At 73.0% G+C, this 21,653-nt stretch carries 18 protein-coding genes; 3 read left to right on the top strand and 15 right to left on the bottom strand.

Features of this window, described 5'->3' with window-relative positions:
• Positions 1-70: 70 nt before the first annotated feature.
• The 4 genes from ACIP4Z_RS30505 to ACIP4Z_RS30490 form a co-directional block, all read right to left on the bottom strand.
• A complete protein-coding gene (locus ACIP4Z_RS30505; RefSeq protein WP_391048590.1) occupies positions 71-766 on the bottom strand; it encodes a 1-acyl-sn-glycerol-3-phosphate acyltransferase in 696 nt (231 codons plus the stop codon).
• A complete protein-coding gene (gene cmk, locus ACIP4Z_RS30500) occupies positions 724-1,401 on the bottom strand; it encodes a (d)CMP kinase (protein WP_401313492.1) in 678 nt (225 codons plus the stop codon). The genes ACIP4Z_RS30505 and cmk overlap by 43 nt, the downstream gene beginning before the upstream one ends.
• Positions 1,402-1,709: 308 nt before the next feature.
• Positions 1,710-2,795, bottom strand: coding sequence for a prephenate dehydrogenase (locus tag ACIP4Z_RS30495; RefSeq protein WP_355333494.1), 1,086 nt, complete (start codon positions 2,793-2,795; stop codon positions 1,710-1,712).
• Between the two features lie 295 nt (positions 2,796-3,090).
• Complete coding sequence (locus tag ACIP4Z_RS30490) at positions 3,091-3,567, bottom strand: YidB family protein (RefSeq protein ID WP_401313490.1); 477 nt, start codon at positions 3,565-3,567, stop codon at positions 3,091-3,093.
• A 136-nt stretch (positions 3,568-3,703) separates the two neighbouring features.
• Here ACIP4Z_RS30490 and ACIP4Z_RS30485 point away from each other — a divergent pair, with 136 nt between their 5' ends.
• Together ACIP4Z_RS30485 and ACIP4Z_RS30480 are read left to right on the top strand one after the other, a co-directional pair.
• On the top strand, positions 3,704-4,066 hold the full coding sequence (locus tag ACIP4Z_RS30485) for a DUF952 domain-containing protein (RefSeq protein WP_355333500.1): 363 nt from the start codon (positions 3,704-3,706) through the stop codon (positions 4,064-4,066).
• A 135-nt stretch (positions 4,067-4,201) separates the two neighbouring features.
• Entirely contained in the window at positions 4,202-4,915 is a 714-nt protein-coding gene (locus ACIP4Z_RS30480) for a DNA polymerase beta superfamily protein (protein ID WP_391048599.1), read from the top strand.
• Positions 4,916-5,016: 101 nt separating this feature from the next.
• Here the strand turns inward: ACIP4Z_RS30480 and ACIP4Z_RS30475 are convergent, their stop codons facing one another.
• The 9 genes from ACIP4Z_RS30475 to ACIP4Z_RS30435 form a co-directional block, all read right to left on the bottom strand.
• Positions 5,017-6,150, bottom strand: a complete 1,134-nt coding sequence (locus ACIP4Z_RS30475) for a pseudouridine synthase (RefSeq protein WP_188285806.1) — start codon at positions 6,148-6,150, stop codon at positions 5,017-5,019.
• Positions 6,150-6,842, bottom strand: coding sequence for an SMC-Scp complex subunit ScpB (gene scpB / locus ACIP4Z_RS30470; RefSeq protein WP_391161353.1), 693 nt, complete (start codon positions 6,840-6,842; stop codon positions 6,150-6,152). Before scpB ends, ACIP4Z_RS30475 begins: the two co-directional genes overlap by 1 nt.
• The gene (locus ACIP4Z_RS30465; protein ID WP_401313487.1) at positions 6,839-7,936 is read right to left on the bottom strand and encodes a segregation and condensation protein A; all 1,098 of its coding nucleotides are present in this window, start codon (positions 7,934-7,936) and stop codon (positions 6,839-6,841) included. The genes scpB and ACIP4Z_RS30465 overlap by 4 nt, the downstream gene beginning before the upstream one ends.
• An 85-nt stretch (positions 7,937-8,021) precedes the next feature.
• Positions 8,022-8,738, bottom strand: a complete 717-nt coding sequence (locus tag ACIP4Z_RS30460; protein ID WP_401313485.1) for a hypothetical protein — start codon at positions 8,736-8,738, stop codon at positions 8,022-8,024.
• Positions 8,723-9,685 carry a ParA family protein gene (locus ACIP4Z_RS30455; RefSeq protein ID WP_355333513.1) on the bottom strand — a complete coding sequence of 321 codons (963 nt, stop codon included), beginning with the start codon at positions 9,683-9,685 and terminating at the stop codon, positions 8,723-8,725. Before ACIP4Z_RS30455 ends, ACIP4Z_RS30460 begins: the two co-directional genes overlap by 16 nt.
• A 377-nt stretch (positions 9,686-10,062) precedes the next feature.
• On the bottom strand, positions 10,063-11,178 hold the full coding sequence (ald, locus tag ACIP4Z_RS30450) for an alanine dehydrogenase (RefSeq protein WP_355333609.1): 1,116 nt from the start codon (positions 11,176-11,178) through the stop codon (positions 10,063-10,065).
• A gap of 151 nt (positions 11,179-11,329) precedes the next feature.
• Positions 11,330-13,924: a tetratricopeptide repeat protein gene (locus ACIP4Z_RS30445; protein WP_401313483.1), complete on the bottom strand. Its 2,595-nt coding sequence runs from the start codon at positions 13,922-13,924 to the stop codon at positions 11,330-11,332.
• 190 nt (positions 13,925-14,114) lie between these two features.
• Positions 14,115-14,738 carry an NUDIX hydrolase gene (locus ACIP4Z_RS30440; RefSeq protein WP_355333518.1) on the bottom strand — a complete coding sequence of 208 codons (624 nt, stop codon included), beginning with the start codon at positions 14,736-14,738 and terminating at the stop codon, positions 14,115-14,117.
• A gap of 74 nt (positions 14,739-14,812) precedes the next feature.
• Positions 14,813-16,483: a CTP synthase gene (locus ACIP4Z_RS30435; protein ID WP_355333611.1), complete on the bottom strand. Its 1,671-nt coding sequence runs from the start codon at positions 16,481-16,483 to the stop codon at positions 14,813-14,815.
• Positions 16,484-17,052: 569 nt separating this feature from the next.
• On the opposite strand from ACIP4Z_RS30435, the gene ACIP4Z_RS30430 reads away from it, so the two are divergent.
• Complete coding sequence (locus ACIP4Z_RS30430; RefSeq protein ID WP_391048613.1) at positions 17,053-18,870, top strand: glycoside hydrolase family 15 protein; 1,818 nt, start codon at positions 17,053-17,055, stop codon at positions 18,868-18,870.
• Between the two features lie 21 nt (positions 18,871-18,891).
• On the opposite strand, the gene ACIP4Z_RS30425 is transcribed toward ACIP4Z_RS30430, so the two are convergent.
• Together ACIP4Z_RS30425 and ACIP4Z_RS30420 are read right to left on the bottom strand one after the other, a co-directional pair.
• On the bottom strand, positions 18,892-20,022 hold the full coding sequence (locus ACIP4Z_RS30425; protein WP_401313668.1) for a glycosyltransferase family 4 protein: 1,131 nt from the start codon (positions 20,020-20,022) through the stop codon (positions 18,892-18,894).
• 141 nt (positions 20,023-20,163) lie between these two features.
• A complete protein-coding gene (locus ACIP4Z_RS30420; RefSeq protein WP_355333523.1) occupies positions 20,164-21,009 on the bottom strand; it encodes a hypothetical protein in 846 nt (281 codons plus the stop codon).
• Positions 21,010-21,653: the final 644 nt, after the last annotated feature.

The following is a 21,653-nucleotide window of genomic DNA, read 5'->3' as shown; positions in this document are numbered from 1 at the left end:
CTGTGGCGGCTGCGGTAACCAGTGTGGTGCAGCCGGTGCGGTTCGGCCTGCGCGTTTTCCGTCTGCGCGGTCAGCGGCCGGTGGCTTGCTTGGCGTGCGCCAGGTGGGCGGTGAGCCGCTCCTGGATGCGCAGCGTGGCGGCGTCCATCGCGCTGCGGGTGCGGCGCCCGCTGCCGTCGCCCGCCTCGAAGGGCTCCCCGAAGACGACGTCGATCCGCGAGCGCAGCGGCGGCAGTGCCGGGACCGCCCGGCCCTTGGCGGTGCTGCCGAGGACGGCGACCGGCACGACGGGCGCGCCGGAGCGCACCGCGAAGTACGCCAGACCCGAGCGCAGCTCGGCGAAGTCGCCGTCGCCCCGGGTGCCCTCGGGGAAGATGCCGAGCATCCCGCCGCGCTCCAGGACGCCGAGCGCGGCGGTTATCGCCGTACGGTCGGCGGTCTCGCGGTCGACCTTGAGCTGCCCGATGGAGCGCAGGAACGGGTCGAGCGGCCCGACGAAGGCTTCCTTCTTCACCAGGAAGTGCAGCGGGCGCGGCGAGATGCCGATCAGCATCGGGCCGTCGATGTTGTGCGAGTGGTTGCCCGCCAGGATGACCGGGCCGTGCGCCGGTACCCGCCAGGCGCCGAGCACCCGGGGCCGCCACAGGCCGTTCATCAAGACGATGCCGATCCGGCGTCCGACGGCCGCTCCGCGCGGTCCCGGCGCCGTGCCCTGCTCTGCGGTCACCTGGGCGCCCGCTTCTCCTCGACCAGAGTGACGATGCACTCGATGACCTGGTCGAGGGTGAGGTCGGTGGTGTCGACCTCGACCGCGTCGGCGGCCTTGGCCAGCGGGGAGGTCTTGCGGCCCGAGTCGGCCGCGTCCCGCTTGATGAGCGCGGCCCGGGTGTCCGCGACGCTCAGCGCGCCGTTCAGCTCGCCGCTGCGGCGGGCGGCGCGGGCCTCGGCGGACGCGGTGAGGAAGATCTTGACGGTGGCGTCAGGGAAGACGGTCGTGCCGATGTCCCGGCCCTCGACCACGATGCCGCCGGGGGACGCGGTGGCGGCGGCGCGCTGCAACTCGACCATCCTGGTCCGTACCTCGGGGACCGCGCTGACGGCGCTGACCGCGGCGGTGACCTCCTGGGTGCGGATCGGGCCCGAGGCGTCCACGCCGTCCACGGTGATGCCGGGGGCCGCCGGGTCGTGGCCCGCGACGATGGCGGGCTTGCCCGCGCAGTCGGCGACGGCCACCGGGTCGTTGACGTCGATGCCGTTGCTCAGCATCCACCAGGTGATCGCGCGGTACTGCGCCCCGGTGTCGAGGTAGCTCAGCCCCAGCTTCGCCGCGACCGCCCTGGACGTGCTGGACTTGCCGGTACCGGAAGGGCCGTCGATGGCGACGATCACCGGATTTTCCACAGCGGGTGGCCTTCCTCGTGCGCGGAGCGGGGGGCGGGCGGGCCGGCCGAGGGGCCGGATGCCATTCCCCCAAGGTTACCGGCCGCCCGCACGCCGGAACGCCACGGGTTTTCCCTGCCGGGACGGGCACGGGGCCGGGGTGCCGGGCCGGGTGCCCGTCACGCTCGCGCCCGGGTGCGCCGGGTGAGCCATGTGCGCCCTGTGCCCGCGTACGGTCCTGCGGCTGACCCGTCCGGCACGCGTCCGATCCGTACCGCCGGAGCCCGGCCGCGCCCTGACCGTGCCACCGCCCGGCCCGCGCCGTACGTCTACTGCCGGATCGACCAGCCGCGTTCGCGCAGTGCCACGGTCAGGGCGGGCGCGGTGCGCGGCTCGACCATGAGGTGCACCAGACCGGCCTGCTGTCCGGTGGAGTGTTCGATGCGGACGTCCTCGATGTTGACGCCCGCCGCGCCCGCGTCGGCGAAGAGGCGGGCCAGCTCGCCCGGCTGGTCGCCGATGAGGACGGCCACGATCTCGTACGCCTTGGGCGCCGTGCCGTGCTTGCCGGGGACCTTGGCGCGGCCCGCGTTGCCGCGCCGCAGGATGTCCTCGATGCCCGCCGCGCCGCCGCGCCGCTTGTCCTCGTCGGCGGACTGGAGGGCGCGCAGCGCCGCGACCGTCTCGGTCAGGTCGACGGCGACGTCGGCGAGGACGTCGGCGACCGGTCCGGGGTTGGCGGCCAGGATGTCCATCCACATGCCGGGCTCGGAGCCCGCGATGCGCGTGACGTCGAGGATGCCCTGGCCGCACAGGCGTACGGCGGTGTCCTCGGCGTGCTCCAGGCGGGCCGCGACCATGCTGGAGACGAGCTGCGGGGTGTGCGAGACCAGGGCGACGGCCCGGTCGTGGGCGTCGGCGTCCATGACGACGGGGACGGCGCGGCACAGCGCGACCAGTTCGAGGGCGAGGTTGAGCACCTCGGTGTCGGTGGCCGGGGTCGGGGTGAGCACCCAGGGGCGGCCCTCGAAGAGGTCGGCCGTCGCGGCCAGCGGCCCGGAGCGCTCGCGGCCCGCCATGGGGTGGGTGCCGATGTAGTGGGTGAGGTCGCAGCCCAGCGCCTCCAGGTCGCGGCGCGGGCCGCCCTTGACGCTGGCGATGTCGAGGTAGCCGCGGCCGAGGCCGCGGGTCAGCGCGTCGGCGAGGGTGGCCGCGACGTGGGCGGGCGGCACTGCGACGATCACGAGGTCGACCGGGCCCTCGGGCTCTCCCGTGGTGCCCGCGCCGAGCGAGGCCGCGGTGCGCGCGGTGCCCGGGTCGTGGTCGGTGAGGTGGACGTCCACACCGCGCGCGGTGAGCGCGAGGGCGGCGGAGGTGCCCATCAGGCCGCTGCCGACGACCAGAGCGGTCCTCACTGGGCGACGCTCCCGGAGGCGTCCCGCTCGGGTCGGCCGCTCCCGCGGACCGTTCGTACCGCCACGTCACTGCTCCCTCGGCTGCTCACGTACCTGCCGACCAGGGTAGTCACCGGGGGCGGGGCGCGAGACGGACGCCCGCACTGCGAGACGCGCGGCGAGGACGTACGGGTGCCGCGGGCGTACAGGCGGCGCAGGCGTACAGGCGGCGCAGGCGTACGGGCGGCGCAGGCGTACGGGCAAGGCCCCCGTGGCGGCCGGGTACGCGAGCCGGACCGCCACGGGGGCGGGGACATTACTTGCCGAGGCCGCCGAGCTTGCCGAGCTGCCTGCTGATGACGTCCTGGAGGGACTCCCCCTGCGGGACCTCGCCCTCGGGCGTCAGCTTGTCCACCGCCTCGGGGAGGCTGCCCGCGAGGTGGTCGGCGGCCTCCCGCGGGGAGACGCCCGCGTCCTGCGCCGCCTTCCGGAGGGCGTCGTCGGGAAGCGCCTGGGCGATCTGGTCGCCGGTGACGGGCTTGTTGTCGCCCAGGCCCACCCACGACCTGGCCTGCTCGCCAAGGCCGGACTTGTTGAGCATGCCCAGCAGCCCTTCGAGGGGGTTGCCCGAGGCGCCGTTGGCCGCGGCGGCGCCGGTGCCACCGGCCGCGCCCTTGCCGCCGAGCTGGCCCAGCAGCGAACCGAGGAGGCCGCCCGCGCCGCCGGAGGAGGAGCCGCCCTTCGCGCCGCTGAGCAGAGTGCCGAGAAGGCTTCCGAGGTCGTTTCCCGCCATGGTCTCGTCCCTTTCAGGAGTCGGGCCGTCGGCGCGCGTCACGTCGCCCGGCACCGAACACGGACAATGTCCCGCAAACCCGTCTCCGCCGCCACTTGCCACCGCCTCACCCGCCCGGACCAGGTAGAACTTCCCCATGCTCTTCCACTTGGTGCCGCTGGACGACTGGCTGCACGCGCCCGAGCGCCCGTACGCCCCCGCCTCCCTGGACGAGGAGGGTTTTGTGCACTGCTCGCCCGACGAGGCCGTGACCCTCGCGGTGGCCGACGCCTTCTACCGGGAGGTGGCGGGGCCGCTGATGGTGCTGCTGATCGAGGAGGCCGCGCTGCGCGCCGAGGTCCGCTGGGAGGCGGCCGATCCGGCGCCGCCGCCCGGCGTTCCGGAGGGCACGGCCTTCCCGCACGTCTACGGCCCCATCGACCGGCCCGCGGTGACCGGCATGCTGGAGGTCGTACGGGATCCGTACGGCCGTCCGCTCGGGCTGACGGCCTGGTCGTAGTCCCGCTACGGCCCTCGGGATCTCCCCCGCCGCAGCGGTACCGTGGGCCCCGCCCTCACCGTCCGCAACGTGATCACCGCACGAAGCAGTGGAAACTCCGGCGCTTGGTCGGACTTCATGGCGATAATCGCCCTCATGCGCGATCCGCTGGGGCACGACCTTGTCCGGGACCACACGGTCTATGCCTGCGTCATGGGCTCGCGCGCCTTCGGTCTGGCCACCGACGGCAGTGACACCGACCGGCGGGGTGTGTACGTGGCGCCCACCGAATTGTTCTGGCGTTTCGACAAGCCGCCGACGCATGTCACAGGACCGCGGCACGAACAGTTCTCCTGGGAGCTGGAGCGATTCTGCTCGCTCGCGCTGCGCGCCAACCCCAATCTGCTCGAATGCCTGCACTCACCGCTGGTGGAGTACGCCGACCCGACCGGGCTCGAACTCCTCGACCTGCGCGACGCGTTCCTCTCCCGCCGCGCCGACGCCACCTTCCGCGGCTACGCCGCCCAGCAGCTCGGCCGCCTCGAAGCGGACATCCGCACCCACGGCCAGCCGCGCTGGAAGCACGCCATGCACCTGCTGCGGCTCCTGATGTCCTGCCGCGACCTGCTGCGCACCGGCCGCCTCACCATCGACGTGGGCGACCAGCGCGAGCGCCTGCTGTCCGTCAAGCGCGGCGAACTGAGCTGGGACGAGGTCCGCGCCTGGATGCGCACGCTCCACGAAGAGACCGACACCGCCGCCGCCCGCTCCCCCCTCCCCCCCGACCCCGACCGCCCCCGCATAGAAGCCTTCCTCACCCGCGTCCGCCGCACCTCAGCCACCTTCCCACTCCCCCCCAAGCCCGCGTAGCTCACCCGCGCGAAGGCGCCCGTCCATCTGGACGGACGCCTTCGCGGGTCCGCACTTGCGGGCCCGGCGGTCCGGCGGGGCCGGGGGGCGGGGCGGTGGGGTTAGAGCTCGACCTCGTGCATCAGCATGCCGACCTCGGTGTTGGTCAGGCGGCGGAGCCAGCCGGACTTCTGGTCGCCGAGGGGGATGGGGCCGAAGCTGGTGCGGACCAGTTTGTCGACGGGGAAGCCCGCTTCGGAGAGCATGCGGCGGACGATGTGCTTGCGGCCCTCGTGGAGGGTGACCTCGACGAGGTAGTTCTTGCCGGTGTTCTGGACCACGCGGAAGTGGTCCGCGCGGGCCCAGCCGTCCTCCAGCTCGATACCGCTCTTGAGCTGCTTGCCGAGGTCGCGCGGGAGCGGCCCCTGGATCGCGGCGAGATAGGTCTTCTGCACGCCGTAGCGCGGGTGGGTCAGCCGGTGGGCCAGCTCGCCGTGGTTGGTGAGCAGGATCAGGCCCTCGGTCTCGGTGTCGAGCCGACCGACGTGGAAGAGCCGGGTCTCGCGGTTGGTGACGTAGTCGCCGAGGCACTGGCGGCCGTCGGGGTCCTCCATGGTGGAGACGACACCGGCCGGCTTGTTGAGCGCGAAGAAGAGATACGACTGGGTGGCTACGGTCAGCCCGTCGACCTTCACCTCGTCGTGGTCCACGTCGACCCGCAGGCCCTGCTCGGTGACGATCCGCCCGTTGACCTCGACGCGGTGCTGTTCGATCAGCTCCTCGCACGCGCGGCGCGAACCCATTCCGGCCCGCGCGAGCACCTTTTGCAGGCGCTCGCCCTCCTGCTCGGCGCCGGGGAAGGTCTTGGGCGTCTTGATCTGCGGCTTGCTGTGCCGCTCCCGGTTGCGCTCCTCGATCTGCGCGTCCAGCTCGCGCGGCCGGGCCGGCACCGGCTTGCGGCCGCGGTTGCCGGTCGGCTTGTTGCTGCCGGGCTTGGTACGCGGCATGCCGCCGGGCTTGTTCGCACCGGACTGGCCGGTGCTGCCCACGTCGTAGCGGCGCTCCTCGGGACGCGGCGTGCCCTTGGGCCGCTGGCTCTGGCCCTCACCGCGGCGCGCGTCCCCCGAGCGCCCGTCGCCCGAGCGGCCGTCGCCGCGCCGGTCGGCACCGCCACGCCGGTCGGCGTCACGGGGCCTGTCGCCTCCGCCGCCCCGCGGGTTCCGGTTGCCGCCGCTGTTCCTGTCGCTGCTTCGCATCAAGTGTCCGTTGTCGAGGTGTCGTCCGGCGCGTCCGGATCGAACGACGGAAGCCCCTCCTGGGACTCCGCCTCGATCGCTTCCGCCTCCGGCAGGAACGGTGCTAGCTCGGGCAGCTCGTCGAGGCTGCGCAGGCCCATACGTTCCAGGAAGTAGTTCGTCGTCCTGTACAGGATCGCACCTGTCTCGGGTTCCGTCCCACCTTCCTCGACCAGCCCCCGCTGGAGGAGGGTGCGCATGACGCCGTCGCAGTTGACTCCGCGGACCGCCGAGACGCGCGAACGGCTGACCGGCTGCCGGTACGCGACCACCGCCAGCGTCTCCAGCGCGGCCTGCGTGAGCCGGGCGTGCTGGCCGTCGAGGACGAACTTCTCCACGGCGGGCGCGAAGGCGGGCCGGGTGTAGAAGCGCCAGCCACCGGCGACCAGCCGCAGGTCGAAGCCGCGTCCCTCGCGGGTGTAGTCGTCGGACAGCTCGCGCAGCGCCCTGCCGACGGCCCGCCGCGGCCGTTCCAGGACCTTGGCCAGGTGCTCCTCGGTGGCCGGTTCGTCGACGACCATCAGCACGGCCTCCAGGGCGGGCTTCAGCTCCAGCTCGGCGGTCGCGGCGGCGAGCAGGCCCGAGGGCGCCGCCGTATCGCCTGCCGCGCCGGCCGCGGCAAGGGCCCCGGTGATATCCGACACGTCCGTCATTCCTCGGCCTCTCCCTGCTCGTGCTGCGGCTCACGCACCGGCACTGACTCCGGCACCGGCACCGGTTCCGGCTCCCGCCGCGGTTCCGGCTTGCGCGCCGGAGCCGCCGCCTCCTGGTCGAACTCGTCGGTCACCAGCGGCGCCGCCGTGTCCTGTTCCCCGCCCGTCCAGCGGACCTGGAGCAGCCCGAGGGCCTCCTCCTGGTCCAGCGCGACCGCCTTCTCCCGGTACAGCTCGAGAAGCGCGAGGAAGCGCGCCACGACCGTCAGCGTGTCCGGCGCGTCCTCGGTCAACTGCCCGAAACTGGCCACGCCGAGCTCCCGCAGCAGTGCGATCACCCGCTCGCCCTGCTCCCGGACGCTCACCAGCGGCGCGTGGATGTGGTCGACGTACACCTGCGGCTTGGGCTTGGGCAGCATCGCCTTCACCGCGAGCTGCGCGAAGCGCTCGGGGCCGATGCTGAGGACGACCTCGGGCAGCAACTCCGCGTGCTGCGGTTCGAGGCCGACGGTACGGGGGTAGCGCAGCGCCTCGTGGTCCAGCCGCTCGGCGAAGATCGCCGCGATCCGCTTGTACGCCCGGTACTGGAGCAGCCGGGCGAAGAGCAGGTCCCGTGCTTCCAGCAGCGCGAGGTCCGCCTCGTCCTCGACCTCGGCGGACGGCAGCAGCCGGGCCGCCTTCAGGTCCAGCAGGGTGGCCGCGACGACCAGGAACTCGGTGGTCTGGTCGAGGTCCCAGTCCGGGCCCATGGCGTGGATGTACGTCATGAACTCGTTGGTGACCTTCGACAGCGCCACCTCCGTGACGTCCATCTTGTGCTTGGAGATCAGCCCGAGCAGCAGGTCGAACGGCCCCTCGAAATTCGCCAGCCGTACGGTGAAACGGTCCCCTCCGGCCGGAGCCGGAGCCGGCTCGGCCTCAACGGCTTCGACCGGCGCCGCGGGCTCGGCGGGCTCGGTCTCTTCCACCGCCTCTTCCACGGCCTGTTCCGCCACCGCGGCAGGCGGCTCCGCTGTCACGGCAGGCGTCGGTTCCGCCTCGGCGGCGGCGCCGAGCCCGAGGCTGCGGCGGGGAGTGGCGGGTGAGGTCGGCATCGGGGTCCAGGGTACGAAGTGGTCTGTGCAGGCTACTCGCCGCAGCAGGCCATGCCCCGTTCCCCGACCGCGCGCCGTCGGGGCGTCAGCGGCCCCGCAGACGGCGTACGAGGATGCTCGCGTCGCCGCGCGACTCCAGATCGGCCAGCACCACGGCGACGGCCTCGCGGACGATCCGGCCGCGGTCGATGGCGAGCCCGTGCTCACCGCGCAGCACCAGCCGGGCGTGTTCCAGATCCATCAGCTCCTCGGCGGAGACATAGACGGTGATCTTCTCGTCGTGCCGCTCGCGCCCGCTGGGACGGCGGTTCTGCCGGGCGGCCTTGCGCCGCGCCTGCTGGGGCTGCGGCTGGGCGGTGATCGGGGGCTGGACCGGTGCGGCCTGCGGCTGCGGCGCGGGCGCGGTCATGGTGCCGGAGGAGGCGGCGGGCGACGGCATACCGGCCCGTTCGGCGGTCAGCGGGCGGCGTGAGGTCGGGATGTCCCGGCCGCCGTGTTCCGCGTTGTCCTCGCCCTGTCCCGCGGTGCCGGAGGGTCGTGTCCCTTCGTCGTCGTCCGCGGGATCGGCCGCGTCGTTCCCGGCGGCCGGGTCGGCCACCGGTACGGACCGCAGCCGGCCGTCCGCCTGCGTACCGTTCTGTCCTTCGCCCGGACCACCGGAGCCGCCGGAGCTCCCGGAACCACCGGAGCCGCCGGGGCCGGGGCCGCCGGGGTGCTGCCGTGGCTGCGGGGCCTGGAGCGCCGCTCCTCCGGTCGTCCGGAACAGCTCGTCGGCGCCCGGCAGACTCACTCGGCGTGGCACCGGGCGAGCACCTCCCTGGCGAGCTGGCGATAGGCGGCCGCGCCGACGGAGTTGGACGCGTAGGTGGTGATCGGCTCGCCCGCCACGGTCGTCTCGGGGAACCGCACGGTGCGGCCGATGACGGTGTGGAAGACGTGCTCGTCGAACGCCTCGACGACCCGGGCCAGCACCTCGCGGCTGTGCACGGTGCGCGAGTCGTACATGGTGGCGAGGATGCCGTCGAGCTCAAGCTCGGGGTTGAGCCGCTCGCGGACCTTCTCGATGGTCTCGGTGAGCAGCGCGACCCCGCGCAGTGCGAAGAATTCGCACTCCAGCGGAACGATCACCGAGTGCGCCGCGGTGAGCGCGTTGACCGTCAGCAGGCCGAGCGAGGGCTGGCAGTCGATGACGATGTAGTCGTAGTCGGCCATCAGCGGCTTGAGGGCGCGCTGGAGCGACGACTCGCGGGCGACCTCGCTGACGAGCTGCACTTCCGCTGCCGACAGGTCGATATTGCTGGGGAGCAGGTCCATGCCGGGCACCGCGGTCTTCAGCAGGCACTCGTCGGCCGCCAGTCCGCGTTCCATCAGCAGGTTGTAGACCGTGATGTCGAGTTCCATCGGGTTGACCCCGAGGCCGACCGAGAGCGCGCCCTGCGGGTCGAAGTCGACAAGGAGCACCCGGCGGCCGTATTCGGCCAGCGCCGCGCCCAGGTTGATGGTCGAGGTGGTCTTGCCGACCCCGCCCTTCTGGTTGCACATCGCGACGATCTTCGCGGGGCCGTGGTTGGTGAGCGGATTGGGGATCGGGAAGTACGGCAGGGGCCGGCCGGTGGGGCCGACGCGTTCGCGGCGCTGCCGGGCCGCGTCCGGGGCGAGGGTGGCCGCGTACTCCGGATCCGGTTCGTACTCGGCATCCGGGTCGTAGAACTGACCGTCCTGCAGGTCGTTGTCGTTGAAAGGCGCCATGGCGTAAGCAGGTTGCGTCTCTGTGTTCGTCTCGGGCCGGCGGGACTCGAAGGTGCGGACCGCGACGGAACCGACGGTCATTCCTGGTTGACCACCCCCGGGAGCAAATGTCGACTCATTCACAAGTCGTCTTACCTCCTTGGTGACCAGGAAACTTCTAGACAGGTCAGCGTGACTACAGCCGACGATTCGCGACTCTATGGCGTGTCGGTGGTCCACAGCAACACAATCCGCCGGACACGGCACGATGTGTCGGCAACCGAACACCCCGCTGTCAAGGGCGTAAGCACATGAACGGCCGGGCCTCGACACACAAGACCCGGCCGGTGGTGCGGTGTTGGCGCGATGTTGACGCGCCTGGTCACAGTGGCCGCCGGTCAGCCCAGCAGCGCGTGCAGGTCGGTGGAGTCGAGGCCGTGCGCCTCGGCCACCGGACCGTAAACAACTTGTCCCTCATGCGTGTTGAGACCGAGAGCGAGAGCCGCGTCACGTCGCAGCGCTTCGCGCCAGCCGCGGTTGGCCAGTTCGACGATGTACGGCAGCGTCGCGTTGGTCAGCGCGTACGTCGAGGTGTTGGGAACCGCGCCGGGCATGTTCGCGACGCAGTAGAACACCGACTGGTGTACGGGGAACGTCGGTTCGGCGTGCGTGGTGGGGCGGGAGTCCTCGAAGCAGCCGCCCTGGTCGATCGCGATGTCGACAAGGACAGATCCCGGCTTCATGCGCGAGACCAGCTCGTTGGTGACCAGCTTCGGTGCCTTCGCGCCCGGAATGAGCACCGCGCCGATCACGAGGTCGGCGTCGAGCACGGCCTTCTCCAGCGCGTAGGCGTTGGAGGCGATGGTCTGCACGCGGTTGCCGAACACCTTGTCGGCCTCGCGCAGTTTGTTGACGTCCTTGTCCAGCAGCGTGACGTGGAAGCCGAGTCCGAGCGCGATGGTGGTGGCGTGCCAGCCGGAGACACCGGCGCCGATGACGACGGCCTTGCCGGACTGGACACCGGGGACGCCGCCGGGCAGGACGCCGCGACCGCCGGCCGAGCGCATCAGGTGGTAGGCGCCGACCTGCGGGGCGAGCCGGCCGGCCACCTCGGACATCGGGGCGAGCAGCGGGAGCTGGCGGTTCGCGGTCTCCACCGTCTCGTACGCGATGGCGGTGGTGCCCGACTCCAGCAGCGCGTCCGTGCACGCGCGGGAGGCGGCGAGGTGCAGGTAGGTGAAGAGCGTCTGGTCCTTGCGGAGCCGGTGGTACTCCTCGGCGATCGGCTCCTTCACCTTGAGCAGCAGATCGGCCGTGGCCCACACCTCGTCGGCGGTGGCGAGGATGCCCGCACCGGCCGAGACGTACTCCTCGTCGGGGATGGACGAGCCGTCGCCGGCGCCCTGCTCCACGAAGACCTGGTGTCCATTGCGGACGAGTTCGTGCACGCCTGCCGGGGTGATGGCCACGCGGAACTCGTTGTTCTTGACCTCGCGGGGGATGCCCACCTTCACGTCGATCACGGTCCTTGCGCTCAGGGAAGAATGACCGCTTTGGGGCGGCAGAAAGCCAGTCTAGTGAAGGAAGACTCTCTGTCCAGCCTTACAAAGTGACCACTTTGGCCGAGACCATTGGCAGTTTCGTAGGTATACAGCGCGGCGATCGTCAGTTCGGCGCCGATTCGCCCTCGCTGAGCAGGCGGTTCGCGGCGGCGCGCTGGACCGTGGCGCCGCTGGGATCGCCCAGCCGGTCGAGCGTGTCGGCGAGCCGCAGCAGGATCGCGCCCTCCAGCCGCCGCTCCCCCGCCTTGCGCGCCCAGTACAGCGCGTCGCGGCAGGTCCGCAGCGCGTCCTCCGGGTAGCCCGCGTACTCCTGCACCCGCGCGGCCTCGGTCAGCGCGCGGGCCTGCGCGCCCAGGTCGGCCAGCCGCCGGTACGCCCCGGCGGCGGCGCGCCATTCGCGCAGCGCGGGCCCGTACCGGCCGTCGTAGGTGAACAGCGCGCCGATCCGGCCGTGCAGCCGGGCCTCGTGGAAGGTCTCGCCGCGTTCCTGGCGCAGCGCGAGCGCCCTGCCGTACCAGTCGGCGGCCCGCTGCGGGTCGTGCCGCTCCTGATACGTACCGCCGAGGGCTTCCAGCACCCGGCCCTCGGCCTCCGCGTCGTCGCACTTGCGGGCCGCGCCCAGTGCGGCGCGGTACCGGTCGAGCGCCCGGTCGGAACGGCCCGCCGCCGCGTCCAGGTCGCCGAGATTGATCAGCGCCGCCGCCTTCTCCCGGTCCAGGCCGCGCCGCTCGGCGACGTCCAGGACCAGGCCGTGCAGTTCGTACTGCTCGGCCGCCATCGCGTTCCCGCCGGGGAAGGCGGCGAGCGCCTGCACCTGGGCGGCGATCAGCCGTCTGGCCAGGGTGTCCAGATCGCCGTCCGCGACGGCGACCCGCGCGGAGGCCAGCAGCGCGGGCAGCCGGGACCGCAGCCACTCGGCGGCCGTCGCGGGCGAGTCGAAGCTGAGGCTGCGCGGGCCGTCGTCCGGCAGCCGCATCCGCACGAGCGCCGAGCCGCACGACAGCAGCAGCCGTACGGTCCGCTCCAGCATCCTGGCCCGGGCCAGCCGGACCTCCTCCGGGCGGTCGCGGGATTCGAGCAGCCCGCGCAGCAGCGGCTCGAAGCAGCCGGGCAGGCGGTACTGCGGCGGCAGCTCGTCGCCCGTCACCGGACCCGGCGCCAGCAGGGCGCCGCCGACGAAGTCGTCGAGCGTGCTCTGCGCGGCGGCCACGGAACAGCCCGCGAGCGCCGAGGCGACCTGCGCGTCGACCATGCCCGCAGGTGCCAGCGACAGGAGTCGCAGCATCCGCGCGGCGGTCTGCGGCACGTCCTCGTAGACCAGCCGGAAGGACCGCACGAGTTCGCCCTGCGCGGCGGCGCGCAAAGGCGCCGTCCTGTCCGCTTCGGCCGAGGGCGCGGCGGGCGCGTCGGCCGAGACGGTACGCAGCCGGGTCGCGGCGTCCGCCACGGACAGCGTCGGCCGGGCCGCGAGCCAGGCGGCGACCAGCCGCAGCGCGGTGGGGTGCCCGCCGATCTCCTGCACCAGGGCCTCGGCGGCGCGCGGGTCGCAGGTCACCCGGGTGGAGCCGATGCTGTGCGCGAGCAGTTCCACGGCGGCGGGCGTGTCGAGCCCGCCCAGCGTGCACGGCCGCACGTCCGGCACTCCGGGCAGCGGGCCGTCCGAGGTGACGACGACAAGGCTGCCGGGCGCGTCGGGGATCAGCCCGTCGAGCTGATCGGCGCGCAGGACGTCGTCCAGGACGAGGAGCGTCTTGCGCGAGGTGGCGGCGGGGCCGCCGGACGGGGCGGCCGGGGCGGGAGCGGCGGGTGTTACGGGGGCGGCCGATCCGTCGGCTCCCGGAGTACGGGCGAGGGCTCGGCGGAGGGCGCGGACGGCCTGCTCGGCGGGTACGGGCTCCCCTTCCGGGGAGGTCATGCGCAGGAAGACCTGGCCGTCCGGGTAGTCGTCGGCCAGGTCTTCGGCCAGGCGCAGCGCGAGCGCGGTCCGACCGACGCCGGGGCGTCCGGCGACGAGCAGCACGCGCGCCCGCCCCTTCCCCTGCTTTCCGAGGCCCGGCCGTCCGATCTCTCCGCGCAGCTCCGCCAACTCCCTTTCCCGGCCCACGAATTGACCCTCGCCTTGGGCTCCCGCCCATACGGCGGCGCCGACCCGCACCGTGACCTCGCCGGTCCGGCTCACCGGGCGGGCCGCGCCCGCGCCGACGTCCGAAGGCGCGGCGGGCGCGGTCCCGGCCTTGGGGTCGGCCTTGGGGTCGGCCTTGCGATGAGGCGTGGGATCAGGCTGGGGGTCCGCCTCGACGTCGGCCCCGGTGTCCGCCCCGGACCCGTTCTCGGTTCCCGGCGCGACAGCGGCGGTGCGCTCGGCCTTCGCCGGACGCGCGGCCGGAGTGTCCGGTGCCGACTCGGACTCGGACTCGGGTTCCGGCTCGGCGTCCGGTCCGGCGGCGGTGCGTTCGGCTTTGGGGCCGGTCGCGGACGACGGCTCGGCGTCCTTCGCGGGCGGCTGCTCCGGCCCGGACTCGACGGCGGCAGAAGGGGCCTCGGGGGCCGGGCCCTTGCGCGTCGGGGAGCCGGCGGAAGCCGACCGTCGGCGGCGGGCGCGCGCCTTGGCGGGTGCGGGGGCCGTGTCCGGTTCAGGTGCCGCCGGGGCGTCCGCTCCCGCAGGGGTCCCGTTGGGGTTCAGCGCCTGATCCGTCACGGCCTACGCTCCCGGCTCAGTGGGGTCGTCCGCGCGGGGCGCGGATGCGCGGGTACGCGGCTACGGCGACGAGCCTAGTTCACGCGGTCGGGCCGGTCCGGGGCTCCGACGCGGCCGACCGCGCAAATGATCACTCCATCGGATCATCGAGACCGATGAGGGAGCTGTGAAGAAGCTGTGGAGGGGACGGTCAGGGTGTGAAGGGCCGCGCGGGCCACGGCGACTCGGCGGGCCGCAGCGCGTCGAGACCGGCGCCGTTCATCGCGGCCTGGAGCGCGAAGACGCCCACGACCAGGCAGTTGTTGTGCAGGTCGCCCGCGAGGATCCCGCTGACGAGGTCGGCGAGCGGGACGCGGGCCAGCTCCATGTCGGCCTCCTCCTCGGCGACCGCGAAGCGCTCGCCGTCCGCCTCGGAGACACCGCGCGCGAGGAAGATCCGTACCGCCTCGTCCGTACCGCCGGGGCTGGTGTAGACGTCGGTGAGGACCCGCCAGTCCTCGGCCTTGACGTGCGCCTCCTCGTACAGCTCGCGCTGGGCCGCGTGCAGCGGATTCTCGCCGGGGATGTCGAGCAGTCCGGCCGGGATCTCCCAGAGCTTCTGCCGTACGGGGTGCCGGTACTGGCGCAGTACGAGGACGCGGTCGGCGTCGTCGAGGGCGAGGACGGCCACCGAGCCGGGGTGGACCTGGTAGTCGCGGACGGCGGTGGTGCCGTCGGGCATGACCACCTCGTCCGTGCGTACCGACGTCTTCTTGCCGGTGAACGGCGTGGAGGTCACGGTGACCCGCCACTCCTCCTGAGTGTCCTTCAGCATGCTGCGCCTTCCGAGTCCGTGACCGTACCGAGTGACCGGGAGCGGGCGCCGGGCCCGCTCCCGTAACGCCGCCTTCAGCCCTGCCGCTCCTGCGCGTCCTGCTGCTGGCGCGCGACCGCCGCCTTGACCAGCCCGGCGAACAGCGGGTGGGGCCGGGTCGGGCGGGACTTCAGTTCGGGGTGCGCCTGGGTGGCGACCAGGTACGGGTGCACCTCGCGCGGGTACTCGACGTACTCGACGAGCTTGTTGTCGGGCGAGGTGCCCGAGAAGACGATGCCGGTCGCCTTCTCCAGCTCGGCGCGGTAGGCGTTGTTCACCTCGTAGCGGTGGCGGTGCCGCTCCTCGACGTACGGCTGGTCGCCGTAGACCTCGCGGACGATGGAGCCCTCGGCGAGCTTCGCCGGGTAGGTGCCCAGGCGCATCGTGCCGCCGAGGTCGCCCTTGCCGTCCACGATGTCGAGCTGCTCGGCCATGGTCGAGATGACCGGGTGTCCGGTGCCGGGGTCGAACTCGGTGGAGTTGGCGTCGGCGATCCCGGCGAGGTTGCGCGCGGCCTCGATGACCACGCATTGCAGGCCGAGGCAGAGTCCGAGCAGTGGGACGCGGTTCTCACGGGCGAAGGTGATCGCGGTGACCTTGCCCTCGACGCCTCGGTCGCCGAAGCCGCCGGGCACGCAGATCGCGTCCACGTCGCCGAGCTGCGCCGCCGCGCCCGCCGGGGTCCGGCAGTCGTCGGAGGTGACCCACTTGACGTGCACCTTCGCGTTGTTGGCGAATCCGCCGGCGCGCAGTGCCTCGGTCACCGACAGATAGGCGTCGGGCAGGTCGATGTACTTGCCGACCAGCGCGACCTTCACCTCGTGGGCGGGCTCGTGCACCCGCTTGAGCAGGTCGTCCCACTGGGCCCAGTCCACATCACGGAAAGGCAGGTCCAGCCGCCGGACGACGTACGCGTCCAGGCCCTCGGTGTGCAGCACCTTGGGGATGTCGTAGATGGAGGGCGCGTCGATCGCGGCGACCACCGCGTCCTCGTCGACGTCGCACATCAGCGAGATCTTCCGCTTGATGGCGTCCGGCACATGGCGGTCCGCGCGCAGCACGATCGCGTCGGGCTGGATGCCGATGTTGCGCAGCGCGGCCACCGAGTGCTGGGTCGGCTTGGTCTTCAGCTCGCCGGAGGGGCCGATGTACGGCAGCAGCGAGATGTGCACCACGAAGACGTTGTCCCGGCCGACCTCGTGCCTGACCTGGCGGACCGACTCCAGGAACGGCAGCGACTCGATGTCGCCGACCGTGCCGCCGACCTCGGTGATGACGACGTCCACGTCGTCGGTGGCCATCCGGCGGATACGGGACTTGATCTCGTTGGTGATGTGCGGGATCACCTGCACGGTGTCACCGAGGTACTCGCCGCGCCGCTCCTTGGCGATCACCGTGGAGTAGATCTGGCCGGTGGTGACGTTGGCGGAACCCGCCAGATTGACGTCGAGGAAGCGCTCGTAGTGACCGATGTCGAGGTCGGTCTCGGCGCCGTCGTCCGTGACGAAGACCTCGCCGTGCTGGAAGGGGTTCATGGTGCCCGGATCCACGTTGAGATAAGGATCGAGCTTCTGCATGGTGACCCGCAGGCCCCGTGCCTTGAGCAGCGCCCCGAGGCTGGAGGCCGTCAGGCCCTTGCCGAGAGAGGAGGCCACACCACCGGTGACGAAGATGTGCTTCGTCGTGGATTTCGGCGCATTCTTCAGAAAAGCTGCCAAGAGGGGGCTCCCGTGGTCGCGAGGTGAGGGTCGGGACGGCGTTCGTGCTTGGGAGCGCCGTCGCGGCGGTTCAGTGGTTCATCCCACCGGCCCACGGGCTACCAGGGTATCAGCGACCCCGGCCGCCGAATGATGCGCCACGGCGGCCGGCGGGCACGACCGATGACTTTCGCCACTCCGGGCCGCCACCGCCCGGCCGCCGGACGGCCATCGCGCGGTCGCCCGGCGGTCTTCGTGAGGTCTTCGTGAGGTCTTCGGGCAGCTTTCGTGCGCTCTTCTGGCCGTCGAAGCGCCGTCGAAGGGCCGTAGTAAGGCGTTGTAGCGCAGCCGCGGGGCCGTCGTGGAGCCGCCGCGGGGCCGGTACACCCGACCGGCGGAGCGAAGATCGCGGAGACATGCGCACGCCCTCCTCGGACGACGTATCCTGCACGGACGCATTGCTACGAGCCGACCGGCACGGCACTATCCCCGCCCAGTTCCCGGATCATGAGCTCGTCCAAAATCCCCAGACCGCAAGACCGTCCCCAGCGGGGGCGGCGCCTGTCGTTCGACTGGAGTTGCACGTGGCCGGGCTCATCGAGGACTACGCCCTCATCGGTGATATGCAGACCGCCGCACTGGTCTGCCGGGACGGCACGGTCGACTGGCTGTGCCTCCCCCGGTTCGACTCGCCCGCCGTCTTCGCCGGACTGCTCGGTACCGAGCAGCACGGCTTCTGGCGGCTCGGCCCCGCGCACGGCAAGGACGACCAGCCGCCGGCCGCGACGCGCCGCAGGTACCGGGGCGACTCGCTGGTGCTGGAGTCCGAGTGGGACACCGAGCGCGGCACGGTCCGTGTGATCGACTTCATGCCGCCGCGTGACGGCGCACCGCAGGTCATCCGGATCGTGGAGGGCGTGCACGGTCGCGTCCCGATGCGCTCCGCCCTGCGGATGCGTTTCTCCTACGGGCAGATCACGCCGTGGGTGCACAAGGTCGGCGACCGTACGGTCGCGGTGGCCGGGCCCGACTCCGTGTGGCTGGACACCGATGTCGACACCTACGGCCAGGATCTGACGACGTACTCCGAGTTCACCGTCGCTCCCGGCGACCGCATCGCGTTCACCATCAGTTGGGAGCCGTCGCACAAGCCGCAGCCCTCGCTGCCTGAGCCCGAGGCGTCGCTGACCGCCACCGAGGACTTCTGGCGCGAGTGGGTCGAGCAGTGTACGTACACCGGCCCGTACCGGGACGCGGTGGTGCGCTCGCTGATCACGCTCAAGGCGCTGACGTACGGGCCGACCGGCGCGATCGTCGCCGCGCCGACCACCTCGCTGCCCGAGGACATCGGCGGGGTCCGCAACTGGGACTACCGCTTCACCTGGCTGCGCGACGCCGCGATCACCCTGTCCTCGCTGCTGCGCACCGGCTATCGCGACGAGGCCCGCGCCTGGCGCGAGTGGCTGCTGCGCGCGGTGGCGGGCGACCCCGAGAACCTCCAGATCATGTACGGCATCGCGGGCGAGCGCGAGCTGGGCGAGAACGAGCTGCACTGGCTGCCCGGTTACGAGGGCTCCTCCCCCGTGCGGATCGGCAACGGCGCGGCCCACCAGCTCCAGCTCGACGTGTACGGCGAGGTCACCGAGGCCCTGCACCTGGGCCACATGACGGGCCTGGCCCGCAACGACTACGCGAGCGTCCTCCAGCTCAAGCTGATCCGCTACCTGGAGAAGCACTGGAACGAGCCGGACGAGGGCATCTGGGAAGTCCGGGGCCCGCGCCGCCATTTCGTGCACTCCAAGGTGATGGCCTGGGTCGCGGTCGACCGCACCGTCAAGCTCATCGAGTCCGGCGAGGTCGACGGCCCGCTGGAGCGGCTCAAGGAGCTGCGCGAGGACATCCACTACGACGTGTGCGAGAAGGGCTTCGACCGGGAGCGCAACACCTTCACGCAGTCCTACGGCTCCAAGGAGCTGGACGCCTCGCTGCTGCTCATCCCGCAGATGGGCTTCCTGCCGCCGGACGACAAGCGGGTCATCGGCACCATCGAGGCGATCCAGCGGGAGCTGTCGACCGAGGACGGCTTCGTCCTGCGCTACCCCGTCTCCAGCGGCGCCGACGGCGAGGAGAATCTGGACGGCCTGCCCGGCGACGAAGGGGCGTTCCTCGCCTGCTCGTTCTGGCTCGCCGACGACCTCGCGATGATCGGCCGGGTCGAGGAGGCGCGCAAGCTCTTCGAGAAGCTGCTGGCGCTCCGCAACGACCTGGGTCTGCTCGCCGAGGAGTGGGACCCGCGCCGTAAGCGCCAGGTCGGCAACTTCCCGCAGGCGTTCAGCCATGTGCCGCTGATCGACACGGCGCTGCGGCTCACCGCCACCGGGGCGTTCCGCGCGTAGCGGGTCCCGGACCCCGGTCCGTCAGACCTGCGTCAGCTCGTCGTAGACGCTGAGCACCTGGGCCACCGTGTCGTCCTCGGTGGGCCAGGTGGCGGCCTGGGCGCGGCCCGCCACGGACAGGGCGGTACGGCGGCCGGGGTCGGCGAGCAGGGTGACGACGGCGCGGGCGAGGGCCGCCGCGTCGCCGTAGGGGACGAGGGCGGCCGCGTCGCCGACGAGTTCGGGGGTGCCGCCGACGGCGGTGGCGATCAGGGGAACGCCCGCGTGCAGGGCTTCCTGGGCGATCAGCGGGCGGGCCTCCCAGCGGCTGGGCAGCACGACGAGGTCGGCGGCGGCGAGCAGTTCCGGCACGTCGTCGCGGCGGCCGAGCAGGACCACCGGGAGCTGTTCCGCCTCGATCCGCTTCTCCAGGGCCGCGCGCCTACTGCCCTCGCCCGCGACGGCGACCAGCGGCGGCGGTTCGAGACCCGTCCAGTGGGCGGCGGCGTCCAGCAGCAGGTCGTAGCCCTTGTGGGCTTCGAGGCGGCCGACGGCCAGCAGCAGCGGGCGGTCGATCGCGCCGAATTCGGCGCGGGTCTTGTGGGTGTGCCGCTCGCCGTCGCCGGGCAGGCGCGGCGGCGGGGCGACCGGGCGCGGTACGGCGGCCGGTGCCAGCCTGACGTCCTTGGCGCCGAGGTGGCGGGCCCGGTCGACGAGTTCGGCGCAGACGCCGAGGACGACGGTGGCGCCGCGTACCGCCCGGCGCTCCAGCCAGCGCAGCAGCGCGGCGCGGCCCGCGCCGTCGTGTTCCGCGGGGGCGCCGCCGTGCCAGGTGAGGACCAGTGGGGTGCTGCGCCCGCCGAGCGCGATCGCGGCCAGCAGTCCGGCGCGCAGGCCGTGCGCGTGGACGATTCCGGCGCCGGAGAAGACGGCGCGCAGGGCGGCGACGGCGGGCGCGTCGGTGGCGGCGGCGGCCCTGCGGCCGATGTCGAGGGGTACGAAGCGGGCGCCGGTGCCGGAGAAGGCGTAGTCGGCCTCGGCGGCGGGGGGCCCGCAGACGGTGACCGCGACACCCCGCGCCACGAGGCCGCCCGCCAGCGAGCTGACGTGCGCTCCCGACGTCGTGCCCATGACGTGCACGGCGTGGAGCTGCCCCTGGAAGGGGGTGGACATGCTGCTCACGCGGGGCACTGCTCCTGACTCGGCACGGGACGGCGGGTGTTGGCGGGTACGGGCAACCCCTCCAGGATGCCAGGCCGCACCCGCGGGTCACCGGTCACGGTCGCGCTCAGGCCCGCTCACCCGCCCTTGGGATCACCCATACGGGTGTGCCACGCGGCCCCAGGAGTCAACGTGCCGCACTCCGGGCGCGTTCCACAACCGCTCGTGGGAGGAGATCCGGTCGCCCGCGGCGGTCATCGCGATGAGCGCCGCCGCGTGCAGCAGCAGCCCGGTCCTGCCGTTGGCGACGACGATCGCCGCGCCCAGCGCCGCGCCGAGCGCGTGGGCGCCGCCGTCGCCGAGCATCGTCCGCTCGCTGAGGTCGTCGCCGAGTACGGCCGCCGCGGCGCCCACGGGGGCCGCGGCCAGCACTCCCGCGGGGCCGCGGCGCAGCAGGCCGGGCACGCCGACGGCGATGACCGCCTTCGCGGCGCGGCCGGGCGAGATGTCCACCAGGTTCACCGCGTGCGCGGTGCCCGCGATGACGACGCCCGCGAGCAGTTGGTCGAAGGGCCGCACCTTGAGCAGGGTGCCCGCGGCGAGCCCGGCCGCGCCGATGCCGAGGAGTTTCACGGCGCCCGAGGTGAACCGGCCCTCGCGCAGCGCCTTCAGATGCGCGCCGAAGCCGCGTTCGTCGGGCGAGCCGGCCTGGTCGTCGTAGGCCCCGCAGGCGCCCGCGGCCAGTGCGGCGCCGACGGCCGCGATCCGGGAGCGTACGGTCAGGCCGCGCGCGGTGCCCAGGGCGGTCGCGGCCCCGGCCGCGGCGGCCAGGCCGCCGTACAGCTCCACACCGCGCCCCGCGTAGTTGCTGCGCTGCCACATCCGGGCCTCGACCGGGGGCCGCCTGCGCAGCTCCGCGTAGGCCGCGCGGGTCGCACCGGCCGCCGCCATGCCGACGGACAGCCGTCCCGACCGCCCCTTCCAGCCACGCCTGCTCATCCCGCTGCCTCCACGTCGTCGCCGTCGTCCGCTCGCGGCCAACCGCCGCGCCCGGCTGCGCAATTACCCGGCCCGCACAGCCTTCCCCGCCACGCCCCCGGAAAGCCGTCTCCGCGCGCTCCCGCCGCGCGCGGCACATTATCCGACCGCGCCGATGTCCTCCGGACCCGGACCACCAGGGGCCCGCAGGCCCGCTCGACCGACGCGCCGCGTCCGGCCCCGCCCCTGTCCCGGAGCGCCAAGGGCTCTCCGCGGCCGAGGTGCCGTACCGCCCTCGCCGCACCCCGGCGCACCCGGCCTCCTTCGACAGGCCGCCACCCGACCGACCTCACCCGCCCGCCGCCCGCCGCCGCAACGACTGGCGGCCACGCGACCCCCGCCCGCCCGGGCGGCGCACCCGCACGCCGCCATCCGGACCTGCGGTCCCAGGCCCGCTCCTCGGGCAGCTCCGACCGGAACGGCCGGGCCTCAGCGCCACGGCTGACGCCCCCGGCGGCACCGGCCTGCCTCCGGACGGCCACGTGACCTCACGCCAGGACCGGCGGCGCAGCCGGACCTCGGCGTCCGGGCCCGCTCCTCGGACCGCCGCGAGACCCCGGCCACGTCCGAGCGGAGCGGTCGGGGCTCAGCGACACGGCTGACGC

It is taken from the genome of Streptomyces sp. NPDC088910 (genome assembly GCF_044749865.1).
Lineage (GTDB): Bacteria > Actinomycetota > Actinomycetes > Streptomycetales > Streptomycetaceae > Actinacidiphila.
The sequence above is the reverse complement of the archived record's forward strand: the minus strand, read 5'-3'. Positions and strand labels throughout refer to the sequence as shown.